Source organism: Planktothrix prolifica NIVA-CYA 540, assembly GCF_963864145.1.
GTDB lineage: Bacteria > Cyanobacteriota > Cyanobacteriia > Cyanobacteriales > Microcoleaceae > Planktothrix > Planktothrix agardhii.
The window spans coordinates 4,517,554-4,544,490 of the sequence record NZ_CAWLTW010000001.1; the positions used below are offsets into that span (position 1 = coordinate 4,517,554).

24 protein-coding genes are annotated in these 26,937 nt (G+C 40.3%); 12 read left to right on the plus strand and 12 right to left on the minus strand.

Annotated elements, in window-relative coordinates:
- The 4 genes from cbiD to AC559H_RS19940 all read left to right on the plus strand — a co-directional run.
- A partial coding sequence (gene cbiD, locus AC559H_RS19925; protein WP_081696203.1) for a cobalt-precorrin-5B (C(1))-methyltransferase CbiD occupies nt 1–880 on the plus strand: 880 nt, incomplete at its 5' end.
- 77 nt (nt 881–957) lie between these two features.
- Nucleotides 958–2,577 (plus strand): glutamine-hydrolyzing GMP synthase, encoded by a 1,620-nt coding sequence (gene guaA / locus AC559H_RS19930; protein WP_026795167.1) that lies wholly within the window; start codon nt 958–960, stop codon nt 2,575–2,577.
- A 68-nt stretch (nt 2,578–2,645) separates the two neighbouring features.
- Nucleotides 2,646–4,232, plus strand: coding sequence for an SDR family NAD(P)-dependent oxidoreductase (locus AC559H_RS19935; RefSeq protein WP_026795166.1), 1,587 nt, complete (start codon nt 2,646–2,648; stop codon nt 4,230–4,232).
- Nucleotides 4,233–4,385: 153 nt separating this feature from the next.
- Nucleotides 4,386–4,739, plus strand: a complete 354-nt coding sequence (locus AC559H_RS19940; RefSeq protein WP_026787859.1) for a hypothetical protein — start codon at nt 4,386–4,388, stop codon at nt 4,737–4,739.
- Between the two features lie 45 nt (nt 4,740–4,784).
- Here AC559H_RS19940 and AC559H_RS19945 read toward each other — a convergent pair whose 3' ends face one another.
- Entirely contained in the window at nt 4,785–5,153 is a 369-nt protein-coding gene (locus AC559H_RS19945) for a Mo-dependent nitrogenase C-terminal domain-containing protein (protein WP_026787858.1), read from the minus strand.
- A gap of 527 nt (nt 5,154–5,680) precedes the next feature.
- On the opposite strand from AC559H_RS19945, the gene AC559H_RS19950 reads away from it, so the two are divergent.
- The 3 genes from AC559H_RS19950 to AC559H_RS19960 all read left to right on the plus strand — a co-directional run bounded on the left by AC559H_RS19950 (nt 5,681) and on the right by AC559H_RS19960 (nt 9,628).
- Nucleotides 5,681–7,375: a tetratricopeptide repeat protein gene (locus AC559H_RS19950; protein WP_051319850.1), complete on the plus strand. Its 1,695-nt coding sequence runs from the start codon at nt 5,681–5,683 to the stop codon at nt 7,373–7,375.
- A gap of 301 nt (nt 7,376–7,676) precedes the next feature.
- Nucleotides 7,677–8,573, plus strand: a complete 897-nt coding sequence (locus AC559H_RS19955) for a type II secretion system F family protein (RefSeq protein WP_026795164.1) — start codon at nt 7,677–7,679, stop codon at nt 8,571–8,573.
- 224 nt (nt 8,574–8,797) lie between these two features.
- Nucleotides 8,798–9,628 (plus strand): alpha/beta hydrolase, encoded by an 831-nt coding sequence (locus AC559H_RS19960; RefSeq protein WP_026795163.1) that lies wholly within the window; start codon nt 8,798–8,800, stop codon nt 9,626–9,628.
- A gap of 94 nt (nt 9,629–9,722) precedes the next feature.
- On the opposite strand, the gene sipA is transcribed toward AC559H_RS19960, so the two are convergent.
- Nucleotides 9,723–9,944: a regulatory protein SipA gene (sipA, locus tag AC559H_RS19965; protein ID WP_026795162.1), complete on the minus strand. Its 222-nt coding sequence runs from the start codon at nt 9,942–9,944 to the stop codon at nt 9,723–9,725.
- A gap of 368 nt (nt 9,945–10,312) precedes the next feature.
- Here sipA and AC559H_RS19970 point away from each other — a divergent pair, with 368 nt between their 5' ends.
- From AC559H_RS19970 to AC559H_RS19985, 4 genes are all read left to right on the plus strand, one after another.
- A complete protein-coding gene (locus AC559H_RS19970) occupies nt 10,313–10,474 on the plus strand; it encodes a ribbon-helix-helix protein, CopG family (RefSeq protein WP_155806305.1) in 162 nt (53 codons plus the stop codon).
- Between the two features lie 145 nt (nt 10,475–10,619).
- A complete protein-coding gene (gene rbfA, locus AC559H_RS19975) occupies nt 10,620–11,018 on the plus strand; it encodes a 30S ribosome-binding factor RbfA (protein ID WP_026787853.1) in 399 nt (132 codons plus the stop codon).
- Nucleotides 11,019–11,092: 74 nt separating this feature from the next.
- Nucleotides 11,093–12,679, plus strand: coding sequence for a glycoside hydrolase family 3 N-terminal domain-containing protein (locus AC559H_RS19980; RefSeq protein WP_026795161.1), 1,587 nt, complete (start codon nt 11,093–11,095; stop codon nt 12,677–12,679).
- 339 nt (nt 12,680–13,018) lie between these two features.
- The gene (locus AC559H_RS19985) at nt 13,019–13,243 is read left to right on the plus strand and encodes a DUF4327 family protein (RefSeq protein WP_071782770.1); all 225 of its coding nucleotides are present in this window, start codon (nt 13,019–13,021) and stop codon (nt 13,241–13,243) included.
- Nucleotides 13,244–14,091: 848 nt separating this feature from the next.
- Here the strand turns inward: AC559H_RS19985 and AC559H_RS19990 are convergent.
- Together AC559H_RS19990 and AC559H_RS19995 are read right to left on the minus strand one after the other, a co-directional pair.
- On the minus strand, nt 14,092–14,298 hold the full coding sequence (locus tag AC559H_RS19990; protein WP_036843656.1) for a hypothetical protein: 207 nt from the start codon (nt 14,296–14,298) through the stop codon (nt 14,092–14,094).
- Nucleotides 14,299–14,394: 96 nt separating this feature from the next.
- Nucleotides 14,395–14,751 carry a hypothetical protein gene (locus tag AC559H_RS19995; RefSeq protein WP_026787850.1) on the minus strand — a complete coding sequence of 119 codons (357 nt, stop codon included), beginning with the start codon at nt 14,749–14,751 and terminating at the stop codon, nt 14,395–14,397.
- Between the two features lie 177 nt (nt 14,752–14,928).
- Here AC559H_RS19995 and cdf31 point away from each other — a divergent pair, with 177 nt between their 5' ends.
- Nucleotides 14,929–15,843 carry a CDF family zinc efflux transporter Cdf31 gene (cdf31, locus tag AC559H_RS20000; RefSeq protein WP_026787849.1) on the plus strand — a complete coding sequence of 305 codons (915 nt, stop codon included), beginning with the start codon at nt 14,929–14,931 and terminating at the stop codon, nt 15,841–15,843.
- 146 nt (nt 15,844–15,989) lie between these two features.
- Here the strand turns inward: cdf31 and AC559H_RS20005 are convergent, their stop codons facing one another.
- The 8 genes from AC559H_RS20005 to AC559H_RS20040 form a co-directional block, all read right to left on the minus strand.
- On the minus strand, nt 15,990–16,157 hold the full coding sequence (locus AC559H_RS20005) for a hypothetical protein (RefSeq protein WP_193372459.1): 168 nt from the start codon (nt 16,155–16,157) through the stop codon (nt 15,990–15,992).
- A gap of 448 nt (nt 16,158–16,605) precedes the next feature.
- Nucleotides 16,606–18,000 (minus strand): IctB family putative bicarbonate transporter, encoded by a 1,395-nt coding sequence (locus AC559H_RS20010; RefSeq protein WP_026787848.1) that lies wholly within the window; start codon nt 17,998–18,000, stop codon nt 16,606–16,608.
- A gap of 71 nt (nt 18,001–18,071) precedes the next feature.
- Nucleotides 18,072–18,785, minus strand: a complete 714-nt coding sequence (locus AC559H_RS20015) for an NUDIX hydrolase (RefSeq protein WP_026795160.1) — start codon at nt 18,783–18,785, stop codon at nt 18,072–18,074.
- Nucleotides 18,778–19,341: a nicotinate-nucleotide adenylyltransferase gene (locus tag AC559H_RS20020; protein ID WP_036833993.1), complete on the minus strand. Its 564-nt coding sequence runs from the start codon at nt 19,339–19,341 to the stop codon at nt 18,778–18,780. The genes AC559H_RS20015 and AC559H_RS20020 overlap by 8 nt, the downstream gene beginning before the upstream one ends.
- 31 nt (nt 19,342–19,372) lie before the next feature.
- On the minus strand, nt 19,373–20,308 hold the full coding sequence (locus AC559H_RS20025) for an ADP-ribosylglycohydrolase family protein (protein WP_026795159.1): 936 nt from the start codon (nt 20,306–20,308) through the stop codon (nt 19,373–19,375).
- Between the two features lie 78 nt (nt 20,309–20,386).
- Nucleotides 20,387–22,180 (minus strand): SLC13 family permease, encoded by a 1,794-nt coding sequence (locus AC559H_RS20030; RefSeq protein WP_036833991.1) that lies wholly within the window; start codon nt 22,178–22,180, stop codon nt 20,387–20,389.
- 187 nt (nt 22,181–22,367) lie between these two features.
- Nucleotides 22,368–23,834: a NupC/NupG family nucleoside CNT transporter gene (locus AC559H_RS20035; protein WP_026795157.1), complete on the minus strand. Its 1,467-nt coding sequence runs from the start codon at nt 23,832–23,834 to the stop codon at nt 22,368–22,370.
- A 260-nt stretch (nt 23,835–24,094) separates the two neighbouring features.
- A complete protein-coding gene (locus AC559H_RS20040; protein ID WP_026795156.1) occupies nt 24,095–26,893 on the minus strand; it encodes a cation-translocating P-type ATPase in 2,799 nt (932 codons plus the stop codon).
- Between the last annotated feature and the right edge of the window lie 44 nt (nt 26,894–26,937).

Genomic DNA, 26,937 nt, shown 5'->3' on the forward strand with positions numbered 1-26,937 from the left:
AACAAAATTCCCCCCATTACCAAGGGGGGGGCTAGGGGGGGGTCAACTTTCCGATACTATTTTTATCAAAGGAGGAGAAGGAATTGGCTATGATCAAAAGACCGGACAAACAGCAATATATCGTTATGCTAAAACTTTATTATTAGCCAACATTGAGAAAATATTACCACCAAATAAATCTATTTTAATTACCTTTATTTTACCCCAAGGAAAACGACTAGCAACCCGAACTTCTAACGCTGCTTTTGGAATAGTTGAAGGATTATCTTTACTGGGAACAACAGGAATTTCTCAACCCTTAACTGTTCCCGAACAATTAGAACAGTATAAAATTCAACTCCAAGAAAAAGCAAAAAAATTTGATTCTTTAGTATTTTGTATTGGTGAAAATGGATTAGAATTAGCTGCAAAAATGGGGATTTCCCCCCACCAAATGATTAAAACCGCCAATTGGTTAGGGCCAATGTTAGTCTGTGCCTCCTTAGCAGAGGTTAAGTCAATCTTATTATTTGGTTATCATGGTAAATTAATCAAATTAGCCGGAGGAATTTTCCATACCCATCATCATATTGCCGATGGACGATTAGAAATATTAACCGCCCACTGTGCTAACTTAGGATTACCCACCTTCGATCTACAAAGAGTTTTTAATTGTTCAACGGCCGAAGATGCTTTACAATATCTGCGAGAATTAGACGCAATCAAAGGAGAAAATTGGGTCATCCGGGTCTATGGAGAAATAGCAAAGACGATTGATCAACGATCCCAGAACTATATTTACACCCATTGTGAAAAAAATATTAAGGTTGGTTCGGTAATGTTCGACCGCCAGCGTAAAATTATCATTAAAAGTGAAAATGCTGATATAATTTTGGGGTAAATTTGTTATTCTAATCGGATACAACAATCAGGTTTATCCTTGGTTGACAATTAAAATTAAAACCCATTAAACTCAATATGTCTCCCCAGACTCAAATCCCAACTCAAACTGAAAATACTGATATTTCAGTAGAAAAATTGAACCGACAAATGATCGTGATTCTCGATTTCGGTTCCCAATATTCCGAGTTAATCGCCCGCCGCATTCGGGAAACTGAGGTTTATTCCGAAGTCATTTCCTACCGGACAACCGCCGAAAAACTCAAGGAAATCAACCCCAAGGGCATTATTCTCTCCGGTGGCCCCAATTCCGTCTATGATGACGGGGCGCCCGAATGTGACCCTAAAATCTGGGAGTTAGGAATTCCCGTTTTAGGGGTTTGCTACGGAATGCAGCTAATGGTCAAACAGCTAGGGGGTAGCGTAGAACGGGCTAAAAGGGCCGAATACGGAAAAGCCTCCTTACATATTGATGACCCCACCGACCTCCTCACCAACGTCGAACAGGGGGCGACCATGTGGATGAGTCACGCCGACTCCTGTAACCAGTTACCCCCTGGATTTGAGATTTTAGCCCATACCGAAAATACCCCCTCTGCGGCGATTGCTGACCATGAAAACAAAATGTACGGGGTACAATTCCATCCCGAAGTCGTTCATTCTATTGGGGGTCAAGCCCTAATTCGGAATTTTGTTTACCATATTTGTCGCTGTCATCCTACTTGGACAACGGAAGCTTTTGTAGAAGAATCTATTCGAGAAATTCGTAACCAAGTTGGGGAGAAACGGGTTTTATTAGCCCTTTCTGGTGGTGTTGATTCTTCAACTTTAGCATTTTTACTGCACCGTGCTATTGGTGATAAATTAACTTGTATGTTTATCGATCAAGGGTTTATGCGGAAGCTAGAACCGGAACGATTAGTTAAACTATTCCATGAACAATTTCACATTCCCGTTGAGTATGTAAATGCCCGGGAACGGTTCTTAAAAAAACTAGAAGGAATTACCGACCCCGAAGAAAAACGTAAACGCATTGGGGGAGAATTTATTCAGGTTTTTGAAGAAGAATCTGTGCGTTTAGGGCCCTTTGATTATTTAGCCCAAGGAACATTATATCCTGATGTAATTGAGTCAGCCGATACTAATGTTGACCCCAAAAGTGGGGAACGGGTGGCGGTTAAAATTAAAAGCCATCATAATGTGGGGGGATTACCAAAAGATTTACGGTTTAAATTAGTAGAACCTCTGCGGAAACTGTTTAAAGATGAAGTCAGAAAAGTCGGACGTTCGATTGGTTTACCCGAAGAAATTGTCCGACGTCATCCTTTTCCCGGCCCAGGTTTAGCGATTCGGATATTAGGAGAAGTCACGGCGGAAAGGTTAAATATTCTCCGAGATGCGGATTTAATTGTCCGAGAAGAAATCAATAGACGTGGAGTTTATCACGATTATTGGCAAGCTTTTGCCGTATTACTTCCGGTGCGAAGTGTGGGAGTAATGGGAGATCATCGTACCTATGCCTATCCAATTGTACTACGATTTGTTAGTAGTGAAGATGGGATGACCGCCGATTGGTCACGGGTTCCCTATGATTTATTAGAATTGATTTCTAATCGGATTGTTAATGAAGTTCGCGGCGTGAATCGAGTGGTTTATGATATTACTTCTAAACCCCCTGGAACTATCGAATGGGAATAGAATAAACCCCCCGTAGAGACGTGCCACGGCGCGTCTCTCTTATTTATTGTTATTGAATAACATTTGATATGAACCCACAAATTTGTCTAGTCACAGGGGGAACTTCTGGCATCGGTTTAATGACGGCATTAGAACTCGTAAAACAGGGAAACCATGTTTTTATTGCCTGTCGTTCTGAACAAAAAGCCCAGCAAGCAATTAATTATATTATAGCACAAACCAATCAAGGAAAAGTTGAATTTTTGCCTTTAGATTTAGCCTCTTTAGATTCAATTCGTGCCTGTGTTAATTTATTCTTAGAACGTCAACTTCCTTTAAATATATTAATTAATAATGCTGGAATTTTTAATCAATCTGGAACTACTCAAGAAGGATTTGAACTAATTTGGGGAACTAATTATTTAGGGCATTTTTTACTAACTTATTTACTCTTAGATAAACTCAAAGCATCAGCAGCAAGTCAAATTTTATTTATAGCTTCCGATATGGCTTTATGGTCAAAAAATCTAGGCTGGAAATTATGGATACAAAAAACCCCCTTTAACTTTCTCAAATTATATGCTGATTCTAAAGTTTGTTTATTATTATTAATGCGATATCTTCTGCAAAATGAATTAAATCAAACCTCTGTCAGAATTAATGCCTTACATCCGGGTTTTGTCCAATCTAATATTAGTCTATCCCATCGTTTAAGCCAGTTTTTAAAGATTGGAAACTCTCCTCAAACCATTAGTCGTAATATTATTAAATTTTTAACTAACCCCGAATATAAATTAATCAATGGTGAATTTTTAAACCGAAATTTTCAACATATCCCTTTAACAGATTTGGCGAAAAATGATCATTTAGCCCAGGAATTATGGCAAAAGAGTTTATTCTGGACAGGACTATCTAACCCTATTTCCCAAACCCCAACTATTTATAATTCAGAGGATGGCATCTGGGGGCCCTATTCTTTAAATTTAACTGCAACTCAACTACAAGAGATTCAAAAACAGATCTTTACAACTGTTTTACCCCGTTCTCCAATTCATGTATTTTCTAATAGTTATCAATTTATAAAAAAAGCAGATTTTGGTTCATTAATATTATTATTAATTCAAGGATATAAAAGACAATTTAATATGGAAAGACACTTAGATTCCCCCGTAATTTTAGAACTATGTAAAAATCAATATTTACTAGAAAAAGCCAGGGAATATTTAGGAGAATCGCCCTTTCTTTGGCGTTCAGAATTATGGGTTAATTATCCAGCAAAACAGTTAATTCCCCTTTGGCATCAAGATCATTATCCTCAGTTATTAACAAAAACCGGAAAAACAATTAATGTTTATATTGCATTAACCGAAGTCAATGCCGGAAATGGTTTTGAATATTTACCCAAAAAATACCATAATTTATGTCCTGTAAAAATGAATGATCCTTTTAGTGGAAATCCTTTTTTTGAAGTTAAAACAGAAATCGAAAAATCCGCCTTACCCGTGATTTTAAAACCCGGAGAATTTATCTTTTTTACCGATGATTTGATTCATCGTTCTATATGTAATATTAGTGGTAAAGTACGTCTATCCTTAACACTACGTTTAGCTGAATCTACAGTCAAAATTCAGGGAAGTTATAGTTCTCATCTCCAATCCCCGATTCTGTTTTTATAATCATTTTATGAAATATAATATTATTGCCCATCCCCCATTATATCAATAAGCAAATGATTGTTTATAACTTCTTTGTGTCTTCGTGTCTTTGTGGTTAAATTACGCTTTATTGCTATAGAATTTGACTGTAGACAACTTAACAAATTAATTGCAATGGACTACAAAACAGCCTATAACTTCTTAATTGACCAAGGCATGGCATTAGAAACCCAAAAAAACCCAGATGCGTTTTTAATCCGCTTGAAACAGGGTCATCCCCCCATTCCGGGTCAAGTCACCTCTATTTTATTATCCTTAAAAATTGCTTATGATAGCTTAAAAGATAATTCAAAATTTGAGAAAATTTTAGTCTTAGCCCTACATCAGTTAGTCATGGAAAGTCAGCAACAATTTGCTGCGGGTCGTAACCGAGGCGTTGAATGGCCACCATTATTACAAGAAGATTTACAGCGTATTTCCCTAGCGGTTAAAAGTATTTTTTCCGGTCAATGGTTAGTTGAAAAATAAAAAAGAGGTTGACGGTTAACTGTTAACAATCAACCGTCAACTATTCTAACAATAGGCCGAAATATCTTCTCCACATTCATCCGCCAAATAACACAATGCTTGAAAGCGGAGATAGACTAATTCTTCATAAAAAGGGTTGAGTTTACATAAAGGTGGAATATGCAAAATCACACGACCTAATACTTTAATATCTCGTTCAAATGGACATTGAGAGGGAATCAGTTGACACAAACGGTGGGCAAACTGGGGGTCTTGGATTTTAATGCTTTCTAACCAATGGCGAACTGGACGTAGGGGTGTAAATCGACGTTGTGGGTGGAAAGGGCTAGACTGGGATGCCGGAGAGGATTCAACACCAGTTATGCCGCGAATCAGAAAAGTCAGGTGGGACATGGTAGCATTAACCTTATTTATTGTTTTCATTTGGAATAAAAACCAAACGTGGGCAACCGCTTATGTAGTGTCTACGAAATATTGTTGTAAGTTCCCGTAAAAGATATATAAGTCCACTACAGAGATTAAAGGTTTCAAAGCCTAAGCAACGAGATATCTGGCCAGAATCAAGTCCTTAGTAAAGGTTTGCCCCCTTCTGTGATCATGATGCCCTAAATCTACAGAGTTTTCTCATAAGTTTTATTGAAATTAAAAATTTTTATTATAATAAATACAAATATAAAATTACTGCTTAGAGCTTGACAAAATGATTAAAATTTGATATGAGGCAGTCACCAAGGCAGTTAGGACATAGACTGATGCAGCAAACCCAAACACCAAAAATCTTTTCCTACGGTGTTCCGGTGTTCCCTCCTCCCTAGCCCCCCGTGTACGGGGGGTTTGGGGGGCTATTCCCTATTCCCCGCTATAACCAAACATTGCAACAGTCAGACTAGAACCCTAGTAGAATTGATATCAGCACTCAATGGTCAGGAGTCAACCATCCCATGTCGGAAGAATTAACCTCCTCCTTATTTCCTCTGGAAACCCCCCCACAAACTCCCCCCACTTCGGGATTAGGATTTTTAGGCATTTTGAAAGCATGGCCTGAATATAATCAAGGCAATCGCTTCTATAAATTAGGACGCTATGAATTAGCCTTTCAACGTTATGATCAAGCTGTTAATTTTAAACCTAATTGGTATTCCGCCTGGTTACGACGGGGTAATAGTTTACGCAAATTAAAACAATATAAAGATGCCCTAGCTTCCTATGACCGAGCCATTAAAATTAAACCCGAAGATTATTGGGCTTGGACATTTCGAGGTATTGCTTTAGCCAAATTAGAACGATTTGAAGAAGCAGTTGCATCCTTTGATAAAGCTATTACTATTGAACCGGAAAATTTTGAATCTTGGTATGAACGTGGCTTGGCATTAGAAACGTTATTACAATATAAAGCAGCATCGGCTTCTTATAAGCGAGCAATTGAAATTAAACCGAATGTTTCTGCTATTTGGTATCATCAAGGCAATGCTTTAATGAATGAAGAACGTTATAGCGATGCCGTGGCTTCTTATGATCGTTCAATTCAACTGCAACCTGCTAATTATGAAGCCTGGTTTAATCGAGGTGAAATGTTATTAAGTCAACAAAAATATTCTGAGGCTATTACATCCTATGACCAAGCGATTAAACTACAACCCAAAAGTTATCAAGCCTGGTTTAATCGAGGAATTTCATTACAAAAATTACGACGTTATCAAGAAGCGATTATCTCCTATGATACCGTAATTCAACTACAACCCCAGGATTATGAAGTTTGGTTTTATAAAGGCATGGCTTTGTTAAATAGTCAACAGCATCAAGAAGCCTTAACCTGCTTAAATCAAGCCTTACAAATCAATCCTAATTTAGCCGCCATTTGGATTAGTCGTGCTCAAAATTTATTAGAATTAAAACAATATCAATCGGCGATCGCATCTTTTGATAAAGCCACTCAATTAAACTCTAATTTTCCCGAAGCTTGGTTAGGTCGAGGTAAAGCCCTGTGTGAATTAAAACAATATCAAGAAGCAATTATTGCCTATGATAATGCCTTGCAAATTCAACCGGATTTCATGGATGCTTGGAATTGTCGGGGAGAAGCCTTAGAAAAATTAGATCGATTTGAAGAAGCCTTAATTGCCTATGATAAAGTGGTACAAATGACCACAGAAGATACGGTATTAGCTACAAAATCCGGACTCCAACGGGGAGAAGCCTTAGAAAAATTAGAACGTTATGATGAGGCGATTATTGCTTATAAAAAAGTGATTCGGGTGCAACCGAATAATTTTGAAGCCTGGTTACATTTAGGAAAAACCCTAGAAGCGGTTCAAAAGCATTTAGAAGCAGCAGAAGCCTTTAATCAAGCTGTTAAAATTTGGCCCGATTCCTATGGGACTTGGTTACAGTGGGGATTAGCATTAGAATCAGCCCAACGCTATCAAGATGCGTTAACTGTTTATGATAAAATTATTCAAATAAAACCCGATTATTATGCGGCCTGGATTCGTCGAGGTATGACCTTTGAACAGATGAATTGCTATCAGGATGCTAACCGTTCCTATGGTGTAGCATTAGAAATGCAACCTAATTCTGCCGAAGCAGTTATTCATCGAAATCGAGTGAATTTGAAGTTAAAAAATAATCCAAACTAACTCCCGTAGTGAGCCCTTCAGGGCTCTCTTAACCCCGTAGTGAGCCCTTCAGGGCTCTCTTAACTCAATTGAGAAAAGATAGCTCTGAAGGGCTTACTACGTTGGGTTAATACCTCTTAACTCAATTGGGAAAAGATAGCCCTGAAGGGCTTACTACGTTGGGTTAATACCTCTTAACTCAATTGGGGAAAAATAGCCCTGAAGGGCTTACTACGATAACCTCTTGATTCTGGGGTTCCTTTTTGCCAAAATAGAGCATTCAGTCCAACCTCTGCCTAATGCAGTAATACCCAGTTCCCGAATGAATCCCCGCGAAAAGGCTCTTTTTTTCTTTCAATTAGCAACCTTGTTAAACTCTGGTTTAACTGTAGAACAGAGCTTAACGTTGGTGGGGAAAGATAGCTACCCGCAACTCGGACGCTATCTCAACAAAATGACCGCAGCCACATCAAGGGGGGCTGATTTAGCTTCTGCTTTGGCTTTGGCGTCCAGATATTTTGATCGTTGGACAATTGGTTTAATTTCCCTGGGAGAATCCCAAGGAATGTTACCCGAAATTTGCTATCGAATTTCCGAAATTGAAGAACGAAAAGCACGTCATCAAAATCTGTATCGGTCTGTAACCATTGCGGCAATTGCCACAGGAATTAGTATTATCCTGTTGATTCTCACCCTTTGTTACTTATCAGGTTTATCGGGTAGAGGGTGGTTTTTAGTATTAGGAATTTTCGCCATTATTATATTAGCTATTCCTAAAATTTTGCCGCGGTTATCAATGATTAAAAAAATTTCCACCGCCCGGATGATGTTGTATTTGGGAGAATTAAAATTACCCTTGAGTTGTGGGATGTCCCTATTAGCTGGATTAGAACTGATTCGCTCCCATATTCCTAAATCGGAAATGAAAGCTACTATTACTATTGCATTAGGCCAAATTCCCGCCGAAAAAACCCTAAGTCAAAGCCTAGAAGGTCGTTTACCTGCGGTCGCCCTGCAAATGTTACGCACGGGGGAAGTCACAGGACAATTAGATTTGGCCCTGCAAAAACTAACCAATTACTATGAGGAGGAACTTGAACAAACCCTGCGTCGTCTACAATCTGTTTTAGTTCCTGCGACAATTCTGATGGCAGGTACAGTTGTCCTGCTGTTAGCACTGCAAGCTCTGAAATCCCTATTAATTTTGTTACCCAAGTGATCTGGTGAATTAACTTTCTTGTTGCCTACACCCCCCACCCACAGAGGATTTTTGATGTCCGATTCCCGATTTTTGATAAAAAATTTGACTTTGCCCTTGTGAAACTGAGCAACACCCTTTAAGCTATTAAGTCAAAACACGAAAGTAAGCGCAATTGCAATACTGGGTTTTTCCCGTCGTTGTTTTTAGCGTCTAGTGGGATATTTGACTATCTCTTTTAAGCGATGAAAATACCAAAACCTCAAAGACTACAACCAAAATGGATTTTGGGGGTACTAGCCGGAGCATTCATTAGCAACGCTGCTGTACCTATTCCCCAAGCCCAAGCTCACCACCCTGGCGCCTGTCCGCCATCATCGGATTATGCCAGAGTTCCTTCAGCGATTGCCGACTTTCCTAACCCGGATCGTACTGTATTCTGTGGGGAAAATCGCGTAATTCTGACTTATGGCCCCTTCCAAGTCCCGATTTTAGTCAGTGACTTAAAGAATTTTGCTGAAACCGGGGAAATGACCAAAACGATTAGCCAAATCGTTAAGGCATCCAAAATGGAGCCGGATACCCTTCGCGGTCTGATGACCTTAGAAGTCGGCTTTGATTTAGTTCCCTTTGCTTGCATTATCTATGCCCCAGAAGGTCAAGAGTTAACCAATACCATTGGGACAACGATTAGAACCCATCGTGGAAAACCAGGAATCCCAAACAGCACTGAAGCGGTTAATGGTAAAGCCATCCGTGCGGCTCTAATCAATGCCCTAAGTGCCGATGGTAAGCTCTCCTTCTTGGATATTGTCAGCTACTATCCTGTCCCTGGAATGTATGTTGATGTCGCTAATATTCCCGAGACCGTTGATAAAGTCAAAGGCCTAGCGGGGAATCTCGATTCTCTGTTTAAGAAGGCTTCTCAATTTGGGAAAGGCGGGTGTTCTCTACAACAAGTAGATTTCCCAGCCGCACCCCCAGTGGCACCCCCAGCGCCACGACCCCAACTCCCACCGCCACCCCCACGACTACAGCCACCACCACCACCCCCACCAGTTAGAGGTTTGTGGTAAGCGCATGAGTCACTAGAATCATCCTTTGATTCTGGCGATGCCATCTATTCAATAGGTGGCATCACTTTAGTTTTTGGCTAAAATTACAATCTATTCAGGATTTTACCCCTTCGATATACGGGCTATCAATTAAAAAGGCTCCCCCCTGAAATAAAACTCCCCAATAGCCACCGGGTCGCCTATCAATTACAGTCCCAACTTCACCGAGTTTAATCACGCTGGATGGACGTAAAATCGGCATGGGTTCTGCTGTTTTTAGATAGGGAGGAATCGCTATCACCCTGACTTTTTGCCGGATTTCAAACTCTTTTTCCATTGATCAACCATAAAAATTAATTTTCTTTTGACACTCCCACGGGTGAACCGCGTGGGATTCTCCTGTCTAGCCCCGATTGCTCGGTATTCATGGAGTTACCCCCTACTGTTTCCAGAATCATCTCACGATGATATTAGAGGAGAGCGAGACTCTGAGGAGTGCCAAACACCTCGCCCTAATTAGCAACTACGACCATTACAGTCTCAATCTCTGATTGGATTTTGCGTAGTCCTCTGTAGCTAACTAGGGTTGTTACAGTGGTTGCCTTCTTTCCCGCCAATTGGCAACTTGTTTCTAAGTGCGTCGGAACATCCGACATCAGCGAGGAACATCCTGCTATACTCTGATTGTAGAGTCTTAACTAGAGTATGTCAAGAGAAAAGAAAATTCAGTTTAACGTCAATGAGAAAGAATATGAACGACTCAAAAGCTATGCTGAATCAGAAGGATTATCAATGGCTGAAGTTCTTAGGGACTACATTAAAACCCTCACGCCCCCTAAAGGGGGTCGCACTACATCCCACGACTGAAGTACGTGGGCTTTGTGCGAGGATTATTGTAAGATATCACGGGGCTTTGTCCCTTAATTCATCGGGATTTTGTCGCTAAAAAGATAAGTAACCGCGCTAAACTTGAGACTATAGAAGAATAAGACCGTTTGAAGGGGTAGTAATTATGGCTACAGATCGCCGAGTTTCTCGGGTGGCTGCACAAATTAAACGGGAGGTCAGCCAGATATTACTGGATGGGATCAAAGATGACCGGGTTGGAATCGGAATGGTGAGTATTACCGATGTCGATGTTTCTGGCGACCTCCAACACGCCAAAATTTTTGTCAGTATTTATGGTACTGAAGAAGCCAGACGAGAAACGATGGAAGGCTTAAAATCAGCAACGGGTTATGTTCGTTCTTCTTTAGGTCAACGAGTTCGTCTGCGTCGGACTCCAGAAGTAGTTTTCCTTGAAGATCGTTCTCTGGAAAGGGGTGACAAAATGTTAAATCTATTAAACGAACTCTCCCAGAACCGCAAACCGGATGAGGAGGAATTTAGCGATTATGGCGAGGAGGAGTAGGAGGAGCATGGGAGGTAAACCCTTTCTATTATTACCCATTCGTAATTCGTAATTCGTAATTTGTAATTCGTAATATGACTTTTTCTCTCGCTGAACAAGTTGCCCAGATGGTCGTGGTTCGTGCCTCTGGTTTTTTATTTGATCATCAAATTCGTTACTCTCTTTGGGAACCTCCAGCACAGAAATTAGAGCATTGGTTATATGACCTGGGTGTGGGTGGGGTGATTTTGGTGGATGGTAGTGCGGCGGAGTTGGCTATTAGAACTCAGTTATTGCAGTCCTGGGCTAAATTTCCCCTATTGGTGGCGGCCGATGTGGAGGAAGGGGTCGGTCAGCGCTTTGCCGGGGCGACTTGGTTTCCACCCTTAATGGCGATTGGTGCATTAGCGGATCAATCCCGGTCGCAAGCGGAATTTTATGCCGAAAAAATGGGGGCAATTACAGCCCAAGAAGCCCTAATGGTGGGCTTAAATTGGGTTTTGGCTCCGGTGGTTGATGTGAATAATAATCCTAAAAATCCGGTGATTAATGTTCGTTCCTTTGGGGAAACCCCGGAACGAGTCAGTAACTTGGCAACGGCTTTTATCCGGGGATGTCAAGGATATCCGGTGTTAACGACGGCTAAACATTTCCCCGGTCATGGGGATACGGCGATTGATTCCCATTTGGAATTACCTGTAATTCCCCATAGTGATCAGCGTTTAGCTGAAGTCGAATTACCTCCGTTTGTGGCGAGTATTGCTGCGGGTGTGGACTCGGTGATGATGGCTCATTTGTTGATCCCGGCTTGGGATAGTAAAAATCCCGCGACCCTATCCCCGGTGATTGTTCAAGAACAGTTAAGACAACGGTTGGGCTTTCAAGGGTTAGTGGTGACGGATGCCTTGGTGATGGGTGCGATCGCTAAACTTTATACTCCCGAAGAAGCCGCAATTTTAGCCGTTGAAGCTGGGGCTGATGTTTTATTAATGCCTCTTGATCCCCAAGTTACTATTGATGCAGTCTGTACGGCGGTGAAGGAGGGTAGAATTTCCCGTGAACGAATTGAAGCCTCTGTACAGCGCATTAGGCAAGCTAAGGCGAAGGTATTCCCCGACTGGCAACCGAATACGCCCTATTCTCCTCCCAGTCATGATCCCCAGAAATTATTTTATTCTCTATCTCAACCATCTTCTCAAGTTCTAGTTCAAACCATTTTGCAGGATTCTCTCAAACAGGGGGGAACTTTACCGTTAGTAGTTCTAAATCCACCCCAACCCTGTCGCAATTTAGTGATTGTGGATGATTTACTCAATTGTTCTATTTTGGGAAATCATACCCCGGCGATCGCCCGTCCAACTCAGTTTGGTTATCGCTTACAACTGATTGATTGTCATGATCAAGAATTTTCTGATCTTGAGCAGTCTTCTGAACCCACCTTACTGCAAATTTTTATTCGAGCTAATGCCTTCCGTGATAGTTCGGGATTAACACAAATTGCTCAGAATTGGCTAAATATTCTCTTAAAACAGGATCATTTACAAGCTTTGGTGATTTACGGGAGTCCCTACACCCTGGAACAGTTTTTGCCCCAAATTTCCCCCAAAACTCCTTATGTTTTCTCTTATGGTCAGACTCCCGCAGCCCAGGAGATTGCCTTAAAAGTCCTTTGGGGAATTTAATCAGAATTTAATAATAACCCAGTATCTTGAATGAAGACTCAATGCTTAACCTCTGTCATGGAAGTCGCCAGACTTATTAGGACAAAGAGTGATGCAGCAAAGCTAGACGGTGAAGTCTTTTCCTCCGGTGTTCCCTCCCCCCCTAGCCCCCCGTGCACGGGCGGGGGCTGTTCCCTGCTATATGGGCTTCTGTCCAGTGACTTTGCATATTGTTATAGAAAAACCCTGAGTATTTGTATTTGCCTATACTGAAAAAAAAATATTTTCTAAAATCAATTTTTAGATTACACTTAGTTGTGATGCCAAAAACTTCTCCGGCAACGCCAAAGAGGGCGAATTATGACTTACACAACTGTCCAATTTTCATTAGATGTGATCAAAGACGAAGCCCGTCAACTCGTCACTAAGGGGGTTGTTAGCCGTCAGCAACCCATCTATACACTCTGCCAATATATTTCCGCGCGGGAATGGGCTTGTGTAGAGTGTGAGTTGGAAGAATGCGACTTCTTACTCCGAGACCGAATTGGCGACCTGATTGGTCATGAAACCTGGGATAACGACTAAAATCCCAATTAAATTTGAAAACAAAAAAAATCTTTCAGACATTATTTAAGTTTGCTTAGTGCTGACTTCTGCGGTTGAGAACTGATTTGCCTGCCGATTTAGGTGAATTGAGGGACTAGAATCGCGATCCTTTAAAGCCCTTTCTTGGCTGTTTTAAGTTCAAAATATCTTAAATTCTTGAAATAGAGGAACTTAGGACTGCTTCTAGCAATTGGTCTTATTTCAGAGGGTTTATCCTTCTGGGTTAAATAAAGGAAAGTGATTCCCGGATGCAGAGGTCAAGAATAAAGTTACAATTTAAGTGCGTGCGATGAGATATCGGTTGCAACATGAAGTTGAACAATTTTAGGATGGGTTCTGCAATTAGATATCAATAAATATACCAATAGCGATAAGTCCGCCCCACAATTTTGAACCCGATTCATGTTGTTTCTGATTTCTATCAGTTGAGTTCTGGAGGCGGGGTTTATCGTTATATTAGTCAGAGGAGTTTGATTCTCGTAGGCATTTTAATTCCTCTCGTAACTCAGAAATTTGGGTTTTGATACTCCCCAGGGCTGAAGCCACGGGGATTCTTGAATGAATCCGAAAACTCTCAAAGGCGCTATCAAATCACCTCTACACGCTCAAAACAACTACCCTTATAAAAGATATTGCAATTGCGCTTACTTTTAAATTGTGTTTGTTTTCATAGACCATCACAACGCCAGATAGGTACGCTTCACACTCTGCCATTACTTGTCAGTTATACAGGCTTACTACTCCTCAAGGAGTGTGGTGGCTCACTGTGCCGGGATTTCTCCGATACTAGAGTGTTTCAACACGCAGATGGTTGTTTTACTTACGATCTATTCTAAAAAATTACGAGCTTCCTGTTCAGTCGTTTTTCCTTTTTCAGCCCATTCTTGGGCTAATTCGCTAAACTGGGACTGAATTTTTCCAAGATTCTCACTGCGCTTGTCAGGATTTTGTAGGATCTCGATTAGGGAAGATGTCGCGCCGAGGGTAACGCGAAATCCCTGATGGAATAAATCGGTTAATTGTTCAGTATCCATAATAGTTAAACAATTCTTCAAGTAGAACAATCTGGCTATAGGGATTTTTGGGGGATGGTCTGAAGTAGACCAATTTTTCCCATATATTCTAACAGCTTATTCCCTAACTTGGTCGAGGTATTGATTCACGTCATCAATAATCCGGGTGAGTTCGGCTTCCGTGGTCAGTTTAATCCGTTCATCTCGGATAGTAATTAAGACTTTAGCAGCAAAGGGACTGGGCCAAATATTAGGATTGCAGAAAACCTCTAAAAACACATCTCCGGTATATTGATATTCCATCGGCTTTTGAGGGGTAGGTTTACCGCCAACTGAAGCAGTTTTTGCCGCCACCGTTTTGAGTTTTTGCATTAATTCATCTAGTACCCCTTTTAAATTCCGAGCCGCTTCGGGGGTGAAACGTATGGAAACCGAACCTTGGGTTAAATTAATCGTGAGTGGAGGAATAGACATAGAATAACGATTTAAAACGATAATTGAAATCCTTTAATCTAATTTTACCGTGAAATTAACCTAAATTAACTTTTATATTTTTAGTGAAAATCAATCTCAATAGTCAAATTAATACAAACAGAGTGATATATTAAAAAAAGTTTTTGATCATCGTCAAAACTTCCAAGGAAAAATTTTATGGCTCAGGATAATCGTTCAAAAATTCAATTTGTTTTATTGCTAACACTGGGTTTAAATCTGTTAGTCATGATGATTAAAATTATTGTAGGCAACATGACAGGTTCTTTGAGCTTACTTGCTGATGCTCTGCATAGTGTTACCGATAGTGCTAATAATGTTTTAGGATTAGTTACGAATCATTTTGCCTCTCCCCATCCAGATCGGGAACATCCCTATGGCCATCAAAAATTTGATGCTTTGGGGGCATTAGGGATTGGTGTATTTTTAGGAATTGCCTGTTTTGAAATTTTCAGTAGTGCCATAAAACGCTTATTTCAAGGCGGTGAACCCGTGACAATTTCTCCTAATGAATTATGGATTTTATTAATTGTTTTAGGAATTAATATTTTTGTGACTTATTATGAACGGGCGGAGGGAAAGCGTTTAGGCAGTGCGATTTTAGTGGCAGATGCTAAACATACAATGAGTGATGTTTGGGTGACAATTATGGTGATTGCGGGATTAATTGGGATTTGGCAAGGACAGGTCTGGAATTTACCAAAACTACAATATTTAGACGTAATTTTAGCCTTTCCTGTGGCATTATTAGTATTTAAAAGTGGTTGGAGTGTATTAAAGGAAAATTTACCTTGGTTAGTTGATCAAATGGTGATTGCACCGGAAACCATTAAAGAGATTGTCATGTCTGTTCCGGGGGTGATCAACTGCCATGATATTGCTTCCCGTGGGATGATTGGACGACAGGTTTTTATTGAAATGCACTTAATTGTTGAAGCAACGGATGTAGAAACGGCGCACAGTATTACAGAAACTGTAGAAGCTGAATTAGGAAAAGAATTTAGCCCCGTCAGAATTTTAATTCACGTTGAACCCCCTGAATATAAATCGGAGCAAATTACCTATGAATCCTAAAGGAATATACCCATAACCCATTACCTATTACCTATTACCTATTACCCATTACCCATTACCTATTACCTATTACCCATTACTAAACAATTTCCTCCCCTAATTCATTAGGAGAGGAAATCAATTTTAACCCCTTAAAATCATTTCCCCTATTTTTTGGGAGCAGGAGCGGGGGTAGCAGGGGCGGGAGCCGCAGGAGGAGGAGTGGTGGCTGCTGGAGGAGTAGTTGTTTCTGGGGTGGGAGCACCACCACAACTCGTTAATAAACAGGAAGAAGCTATGGCTAAACCTGTAACCAAGAAGGCTAACTTTTTCATAGGAGATCTCAAGAAAATTGAAAGTAGGTGAGTGACAAGATTGAGAAAAAATGTACCATAATTCCAGGAATGCTCCTAAATGGTAAGTTAGAAATTAAACCAGAATAGAGATTTTAACTATTCAAGTTTGCACCGCCACAGTTTCAACTCAGTTTGAGTGATTCCGTTGCAGACTTTTGATTTCTATACCCTGAAGAAAACACGACTTTCCTGAGCAGTTAAGGCAAATTTAAAATTTCCCATTGTTCATCTTACACATAATACAGGTTTTTTAAAAAAATGGAAGATCCCCTAGGGAAAATACTGGGATTTTTTGCGATCGCGGTTTCTCTGTCATCGTAAATTTGCGGATGTCCAGGGCTTTAAATCTTATAGCCTTTTTTCTCAGGGGTTGTCCATGTCCCGTGACTGCCTCAGCCCCGATGGGCTGAATTGATTGATGATTCTTTTAAACTTGATCGGCTAAAATCCGAGGCTTGGGTTGATAATAGCTGGCAATTAAAGCAATCATTAACCACCATAAAGTATTCACTTGGGGACGGTATAAAACCGTATCAACAAAACCATGACCTATCAGTCCTATTAAGACAGAAATGGCTGCGATCAACCAAAATCCTTGGGTATTTCCTAAAGCTCTGAGTTGTTTTAATTGCACCCATCCTTGATTAAAACTTACGATTAATAACCAGATAAAACAACTTAAACCGATAATTCCGGTTTCAACTGCCACTTCTAACATCACGGAATAGGCACTCAAAGCCGTATAGCGAGGCTGCATATAAAGGGGATAAATCTTATTGAAAGCGACGTTTCCAGGGCCAATTCCTAAGATCGGACGATCTTTAATCATTTCAATGACTGCCATCCAAACATTAATTCTAAAATTATTACTACTATCTCCTCGTCCGACAAACATACTCGCCACCCGATCGCGAATAGCGGGAACAAATACTACTGCTAAGACAAGAAAAAGGGTTAATCCTGTTAATCCGATTGGTAAAGCCCACTGTCGCCAAAAGGGAGGAAAACTAATACTTAACCAATATAATAATAAGACGGAAAAAGTAAACGTTAATAAGACTAATCCAATCCATCCTCCTCGACTAAAGGTTAAGACTAAACAGGAGGAGTTGACAACGATCATTGTTAATGCTAGGGCTTTCGGTAAAATACCTTTCCAAACAAAGAATGCAGCCAAACTTAAACCAACTGCGGGTAATAAATAGGCGGCTAATAAATTCGGGTTATCTAAATAACTATAAACCCGGGTTAAGTTAGATTGGGGAGAGGTGGGGTCAACCCAAGTGGCTAAGGCTTTTGCACCGGAAAACCATTGTCTTAAACCATAGACACTGACGATTAAAGCTATGTGTAAAAATAGGGTAATAAAAATAGAGCGAATTTTTGGCGATCGCAATATTCTTGACATGAAAGCGAATAAAATTAAATACAGAGTTAATTTCGTCCAGCCACTAAATGCGGCTGTTTTCACCGGAGATAAAGCCGTGGCAATGGTGGCAATTCCCCAATATAATAAAACGATTAAATGAATGGGAGTAAAGGCAGTTTGTGAGGGTTCATCCGTTAGGGTTAATAATAGCCACCATCCGGCACAAGCGATTAATAAAACCCCGATTAATGCCGTACCCACAAAAGGAGCTAAACAAAATACAATAGTAATTAATAATGCCCCCAAGGGTTCCCCCCACTGCAATAACCAACTCCCCTGTCGCCATTGATGTAAAAATCCTGTCAACTGGTAGAGAAAACTACTATTACGCCATTGGTAGAGTAATAGATTTTGCAGGGTAAATTGTTGCCAAATAGTGTTTAGGGTGGTCATGGGCTTTAAGGGATTTTGCGATCGCAGGGGTGAAAACTCAGAAATTAGTATAGCTTAGTTCAAGATTAAATTCAAACAAACACTAAAGGTTTATCTTTTAATGGGGCAAAAGCTTCCGCATCAAATCTATATAAACTCGCAGGTCTACCCGCTCCTCTGGATGTTTTTACCCCGGTATCATAGAGAAATCCTAACTTGAGTAACCGGGTTCTAAAGTTAGAATAATCGGAAAATCCTTCTCCTAAAATAGTTGTATAAAATTGGTATAAATCCCCTAATGTAAATAATTCAGGTAAAACATCAAAAGCGACGGGACTATATTCTAATTTGTTTTTTAATCGACGATAACCATAGTCTAAAATCTGATTATGATCAAAGGCTAAATCAGGAATTTGATCAATGGGATACCAAGCAATTCCGGTCACTTTATCGGTAATTAATTCCGCTTCTTCAAACCGAACTATGGCAAAATAACTTACGGATAAATAACGAATATTATAGGAATCTGGGGCTTCTCTGGGGTCACGTTCTGGCTCCCCAAAGCTATATAATTGTTCCAAATATAAATTCTCAACTAGAATTTTTTCTGCTAAAATTCTATAGGCTGCATTTTCTAAAGATTCTCCTTTTTGAACTAAAGTTCCGGGTAAACTCCAAGTATTGATAAAGGGTTCTTCTTTTCGCTTAACCAATAAAACCAATAGACGATTTTGTTCGGTATCGACTGAAAAAATTACATTATCAACACCCACTTTAAAATCTTCTAGGATCAAAGTTTTATTCATATAATTTTTCTCGGTTAATATAATCTTGTACCCGGGTCGTTAAAACCTCTTTATTCCCTGTTTGACGATAGTGACTTGAGGAAACGGGTAAACCCGTAACCGTAGCAATAGTTAAGGTTGCACCTAATTTTTTTAGGTGATCTAAATCCATTTCTACCACCTGATAACCCGGTCGCGGAATAATTAATAATTCCACTTGTTTTAATAGGGTTTCTATCTGATACCACTGGGGAATTTGTTGAATTAAATCCGAACCCACTACTAAAGTATATTTAGCATCAGACCAGTAATTTTTAGCGCCTTTTAAAGTTTCTAAGGTTCGGCGACTACTGAGTTCAGGATGCAAAGCAATATTTGCTTTTGGGGCGTTAATTTCCTCTATTAATAATGATAGCATCGCCATCCGATGTTCTAATAAAGTTTGGTGGGTTTTAAAGGGATTATCCGAGGCCCAGACCACGACTTTATCAAATCGTTGAGACAACCAAAGCAGAATCGCTTGATGTCCTGAAGTGGGAGGATCTGCACTGGTTCCAAAGAGGGCGATTTGAGTCATTTTTAATCGGAGTTAATATTATTTTAGATAATCACTCAATTGTTTGTTCTAATCGATTAGCTAAGGCAATAATATCATCTTTTCGGGCTATTTGTTCCACCCATTCCGAGGGAATATTGTTAAACCCATAATAAATTCCGGCTAAACCTCCTGTGACTGCGGCTGTTGTATCGGTATCTTCTCCTAAATTAACGGCTTTAAGAACAGCTTCTGGGTATGAGGATGTCGTTAATAAACACCATAACGAGGCTTCTAAAGTATGAATCACATAACCGCCCGATTGAATTTCATCAATTGATAACTGATCAATATTACCCCTAAAAATGCGGTCAAACCGAGAAGATTCTACGGTTAAACTAGGATGATAATAAATCGGTTTTACGGCTTCTATTCCTTGAAGATAGGCGGATTTTAGGTCTAATCCTTGGAGTAATTTAACCGCAATACTAATATAAATTCCGCAGGCAATTTGGGAACGAAGATGAGCGTGTGTTAAACAGGAACATTCATGAACCCACTGGATTAATTGATAGAATGAAACCGAAGAATATAAATAAGCCATGGGCAAAATTCGCATTAAAGAACCATTGCCATTGCTGCGTTCATTGGTTTCTCCAGCTTCCACGGGATTAACCCCATTTTGTAGGTTTTGAATGGCGTTATTAGTGGTTCCTCCAATATCAAATACAACCCCATGGGCTGTCCATTCTTGATGATAGCGCCAACGACAAAAAGATGCTGCGATCGCGTTTAAATTATAGCCCTGACAAAGACTATCTGCTAAACAGAACATCAAGGAACTATCATCCGACCAAGTACCGGGGGGTTGTCGATGGGTTCCATAGCCAGTCATGGTTGTGATGGGGTTTTTTAGACGTTCTTGGCGGCTGGTAAATTCCACCGGAACACCCAAAGCATCACCAACACAAACACCAATTAAGCCCGATAAAATTGCTGATTTTTTCATATTAAAATCCTTTTATAGTAATCCTAATTTAGACTTAAAAGGCAATAGGGAAAAGAGTTAGCCCTAAAGGGCTTACTACTATAATCCATATAGCCAAATAATTAATAAGGGGGTAACAATTGTTAGGATTAGATTCAGGGGAGCACCGACCCGGGTAAAGTCGAAAAATTTATATCCCCCCGGACTATAAACCATTGTATTAGTTTGATAACCAATCGGGGTCATATAACTATTAGAAGCCGCAAAAGTCACCGCATACATAAAAGCAAAGGGATTTAAACCTAATGCTACGGAAACTTTTACCGCAATGGGAATCATTAATACAACCGTGGCGTTATTAGAAAGAACTTCTGTCAGAATCGAGGTGGCAATATAGAATAATAATAGAATCCAATAACCGGATAAATTACCACCCAAACCGACTAAAGTATCGGCTAACCATTGGGTTGCACCGGATTTATCCATTGCTATTCCTAAAGGAATTAATCCTGCTAATAGAAATATAACATCCCAACGCACAGAACCATAGATTTCTCCGGGTTTGAGACATCCGGTAATTACCATTAAAATTACACCCGCTAAAGCACTAACTAAAATGGGCATAATTTCAAAGGCTGCGAGAATAATAACACCCAAAACAATCGCCAGAGCAATCCAGGCTTTATCCTGTCTGAGTGTTTCTACATCTCTTTCTTCTAAAACCAGGAGTTCTCTGGTTGTTTGTAACCCAACAAAACTTTGTTTCGGCCCTTGAAGTAATAATAAATCCCCAAATCTTAGGGTAACTTTTCCTAATCGCCCCTGAACTAATTCCGAACCTCGACGAATAGCTAAAACCGTTGCGTTGTAACGTTGACGGAATCTTAAATCTTTTAAAGTGGTTCCGATTAACCGAGAATTAGATAAAATCAAGACTTCGGCTATTTTTTCTTGTCCAGAACTCAAGATAGTTTCTAAAGATTCTTCTTTGAATTTTACATCAGGCAGAATATCTAACCCTTTTTCATCTCTAATTTTTAGTAAATCTTCTCGGCTACTGCGAACAATTAAAATATCTCCAGCAGCTAATAATTTATCGGCTAAAGGTTGAGCAAAACGCATATTATTTTGAATTAATTCTAACACATCTAAGTCAAATTTGCGTTGAATTTCACTTTCTTTAAGGGTTTGTCCCACTAAGCTAGAACGGGGAGTAATTACCAGTTCGCTGACATAATCTTTTAACCCATATTCTGTTTGCATAAGGTCAAAATTTGCTGGTTTGCGGTCGGGTAAAAGTCGAGGGGCAACAACAGCTAAATAAATAATCCCAATAATAAAGGTAATAATTCCTAATCGAGTAAACTGAAATAACTGAAATTCCCCATATCCCAGTTGTTTAGAAATGCCACTAGCTAAAACATTGGTTGAAGTGCCAATAACCGTAATCATCCCTCCCAAAACCGTCGCATAAGATAGGGGAATTAATAATTTAGAGGGAGAAATTTTTTGTTTGCGACACCAATCTTCTACAATGGGTAAGAAAATAGCAACAACGGCTGTATTATTAATAAAAGCGGTAATCGGCCCAACAATTAATCCCATAACTAAAATTTGTTGGCTGGCCGTTGTTCCTCCCCATTTCAGTAACCAATCTCGAACAGTTTGTACAACTCCTGTTTTTGTAATTCCAGCACTTAAAATAAACATTGCCATGACTGTAATTGTGGCTGGGTTGCCAAACCCTGATATGCCTTCTTCGGGTGTGACTAACTTCAAAAGCATTAAAACAACGGTAACGGTAAGCGCCGTTAAATCGACAGGAAGCCACTCAAAAATGAAGGCAATTAAGGCTAGAATAACAATACTAAGGGTTAGAACAATGTTCGTCATGTAAGTGAAATAAATTGTTAAGTTTTGGTTTGTGGTTATCGGTTATAGTAGGGAATTACGAATTACGAATTACGAATAGGTAATAGGTAATAGGTAATGGGTAATAGGTAATAGGTAATAGGTAATAGGTAATGGGTAATAGTTGACCTCCCCTGCTCCCCCTGCCTCCCCTGCTCCCCCTGCTCTATTAAGATTTAGGAGAAGGACTGACCTTGGGTGCTGGAGTTGGGGCGGGTGAAACCGTTGTATTAGGGGCGGCTGGGGTACTGATGGCCGGAGGAGTGGCCGCGGGTTCGCCCATAATACTGGGATTTCCATTATCATAGAATCCGGCTAAACAGGCAATCATCAGCGTGGCTAAAGTTCCCCCTAATAGGGCTTTCCAACCCAATTCGGAAATGTCTTTCCGGCGTGATGGGACTAAACCGACCATTCCGCCGACAAAAATTCCCACCGAAGCAACATGGGCAAAACCGGATAAAGCATAACTAACAATTAACACTGTTCGAGGTGTAATTGACCCGGCTTTGGCGGCTTCTGCTAGGGCTTGATAGGGGGGAATTGCTGTTTCTAATAAACGACGACCAATAATTACTGAGGCTGTCCAAGAATCCTCAAAGGGAACTCCAGTTAAAATGGTTACGGGATAAAAAATAAATCCCAAAATATTCGCTAAGGTGACAACTTGAAAAAAGTCTCCTGCTGGACTTGGTAATAAACCCAACCAAGCTGAGAATTGATTAACCAAAGAGAGTAATCCCAAAATTAAGATTAAAATTGCAGCAATGGCAACGGACATTTTTACGCCATCTAATGCTCCAATAATTGCTGAATCTAAGGGGCTAATTTGATCAATTAATTCTCCACCAATGGTTTGTAATTCATGGGTTCCATCTTCATGCGTAATTAAGTTGTCTTCGGCTTTTTCTTCGGGCAGCATCCCTAATGTCAGGGGTTTTTCGGTTTCAGGAACTAATATTTTAGAAATGACAAAACAGGCGGGAATTGCCATAATTGAAGCCGAAACTAAATGTCCTAAAATATTAGGAAAAACTGGTTTTAGAAAACTAACATAAATCGCTAGAGTTGATGAAGCAGCCGTTCCAAAACAACAAGTTAAAATCGCACATAGTTCGGAACGAGTCATCTTTTCTAAATAGGGCTTAACCACAATGGCGGCTTCAATTCCGACAAAAATATTCGCCGCCCCGCTTAATGCTTCTGCCCCACTTAAACGCATGGTTTTATAGAATAACTTGGCAAAAACATTAGTAACGACTTGAATCACCCCTAAGTTATATAACAGTGCCATTAAACCAGAGAAAAAGATTACCGTTGGTAATGCTCTAAAGGCAAAAATATAACCTAAATTGACATCGGGGGTTTGCCCGGGAATGGGAACAATATTTTTTCCAAAGACAAATCTAGCCCCGGTATCAGCAGCATAAAACAAACTATCGAGCAGACTGCTAAACCATTCTAAGCCGGTTCTTGTAGGCGGAAATAGAAAGACCAGAAAGGCTAAAACTAACTGTAGGCCAATGCCTAAACCCATGGTTCGCCAGGGGACGACTCGTCTATTTTCTGAAAATAACCAAGCAATAAAGCAAAGGCCAAAAATTCCCAAAAATGAAATAAGATTCAGGTAAGTCATAAGTGGTTTTTGAAGGATTTATTGATTGTATTCTGATTTCGTTTGGCTTTTGTTCTTGTGCAAAGCTACCATTAACGCTGTCAAACGTCAATCTGGATAAACACGGGTTCTATTTTCAATAAGTAGTTGCACAAAATAAATTATCTAGTTGAGAGAGGGAACACCGGAACAGCCCCCCCAAACCCCCCGTGCACGGGGGGCTAGGGGGGGAGGGAACAGGGTAGAGGATGTGTAATTAATTTTGTTTAGGTACTTATCAATTAGCGACGATTGATAAACCACTTATAAACCACTTTTTCCATTTCAATCCAGACAAACATTAATGCACTAAAACCAAGACAAATTGATAATTCAGTGAAACTCAAAAAGTGAGTTCCAAAGAAACTTTGTAGGGGCGGAACATAAATCAAGAGTAATTGCAGAATTGTAGTTAATCCCACAGCACCCCACAAATAAAGATTGGTTTTAGGATTCATTTGAAAAGTTAGTTGAGTATCGGAACGTACCGCTAAAGCATGACCCATTTGGGCTAAACATAAGGTTGTAAACACCATCGTTTTCCAACGTTCAGGGTCAGGAGTGTCTTGAGTATAGTTGTAAGCCCAAACCATCAAAACAATCGTTAAAATAGCAAAAACAATCCCAATTCTGACCATATATAACCCTAATCCTCGCGCAAAAATACTTTCACGGGGATTGTAGGGAGGACGTTGCATTACCGCAGGTTCAGCAGGTTCCATTGCTAATGCTAAAGCGGGTAAACCATCGGTAACAAGGTTCATCCATAAAATTTGTAACGGGATTAACGGCACACCACCTAAGCCTAAAATTGGAGAGGCCGCAATTACTAATACTTCCCCAATATTACTACCGAGAATATATTTAATAAAACGACGAATATTACTATAAACAACTCGCCCTTCTTCCGTAGCAGCAACAATGGTAGCAAAGTTATCATCCAATAAAATCATATCACTGGCTTCTTTACTAACATCAGTTCCAGTAATTCCCATGGCAATACCGATATCTGCCTGTTTCAAAGCTGGAGCATCATTAACACCATCCCCGGTCATGGCGACAAATTCACCATTTTTTTGTAACGCTTGAACAATCCGCAGTTTATGTTCAGGAGAAACCCTGGCATAAACACTAACCTGTTCAACTTGTTGTTCTAATTCCGTTTGAGTTAATTTCTGTAATTCCTGACCTGTTAAACTTAAAGAATCTAATTCGGCAATTCCTAAATCTTGAGCAATTACCTTCGCAGTTAATTGATGATCTCCAGTAATCATTACCGGACGAATTCCCGCTTCTCGACATAGTTTAACCGCTTCTCGAACTTCAGGACGAGGCGCGTCTAACATTCCTACTAATCCTAACCAAACTAATTCCTGTTCGGCACTTTCTTCCTCGCCTTCTGGCGGTAATATTGTTAAAGGGCGGGTGGCAAATCCTAAAACCCGTAAACCTTTCCCGGCCATTGCATTATTTTGTTCGAGAATTATTTGACGGTCTGATTCTGCTAACAAAACATTTTGATTGCCCACAAGAACCGAAGTACATTGAGCTAAAATTAACTCCGGTGATCCTTTAGTAAACATCACACATTCTGGATTTTCATGGTTGTTAATTTGACAAATAACACTCATCCGCTTCCGTTCTGAGGAGAAAGGAATTTCAGCAAGACGAGGATTTTTGTGATTATGAATGTTTCTAAATAAACCTACTTTCCCAGCTAAGGATAATAACGCCCCTTCCGTGGGATCTCCCAAAATATGCCATTTATTATCATCTTGTTGTAATTGAGCATCATTGCACAAAACACAAGCGGTTAAAATCGGTTCTAAAACTTCAGAATCCGAGGAAATTGTGTTATTTTGTTCCGAGGTTATCAGTTGTAATTCTCCCACCGGATCATACCCTTCTCCCGTAACTTGAAACACTTGATCAAAGGTTTGAACCGATTGCACCACCATTTTATTTTGGGTCAGAGTTCCGGTTTTATCCGAACAAATAGTCGTCACAGAACCCAAGGTTTCCACCGCCGGGAGTTTCCGAATTAAAGCATGGCGTTTGACCATTCTTTGTGTACCAATAGCCAAAGTCACTGTCACCACCGCAGGTAAACCCTCTGGGACTACGGCCACCGCCATACTCAAGGATACTTCTAATAAATCTTCTAAACTCTGAAAACTGCCTGTTTTGATCACGCCACCAACCACCACCAAAGCCACCAAAGCTAAAGACCCACTAACTAACACATTCCCTAACTGGGTCATCCGTTGTTGGAGAGGAGTCGGTTCAGTTTCTACCCCCTGGATCATTTCTGCGATGCGTCCGAGTTCCGTGGTCATTCCGGTATTGGTGACGATCACTTGTCCCCGTCCCTGGATCACTTCCGTCCCCATAAATACCATATTCAGGCGATCGCCTAAAGGAGCATCTTCGGTCAACTCCATACTAGGTTTTTTAATTACCGCTTCTGCTTCCCCCGTTAAGGCCGCCTCCCGCACTTGCAAATTTTGGGCTTCAACTAGGCGACCATCGGCCGGAATTTGCACCCCAGCCTCCAGAAACATGATATCCCCTGGAACCAGTTCTTTCGCTGCCAGTTCTAGCATTTTGTCGTCCCGCACCACCCGAACTCTAGGGGAAGACATTCGTTTCAGGGCGGCTAAAGCCTGTTCTGCACGGCTTTCTTGGAAATAGCCCAACATCCCATTCAAAATCACAATCGAAAAAATAGCAACGGCATCCTTGGGGAAGTTTCCTTTGCGAAAATCAATCACGGCGGAGACAATGGCTACAGCAATCAGCATCACCAGCATAATATTAGTGAACTGATCCCATAAAATTTCCAAGGTACTGCGACCGGGAACTTCTTTTAATTCATTTAGACCATACTGTTGTTGACGCCCAATCACTTGTTGTGGCGTTAACCCGGTTTCACTATCTGTATCAAGGATCTGGAGAGTTTGATCCGCACTCAAGGTATGCCAGGTTTTGAGGGGTGCTAAGGTTGAATCAGAAGACATTGATGAGGATTCGGGAGATACCATTGTCTAAGTCCTAAAAGTTCTAGCTAATCTACTCTAATTAAATC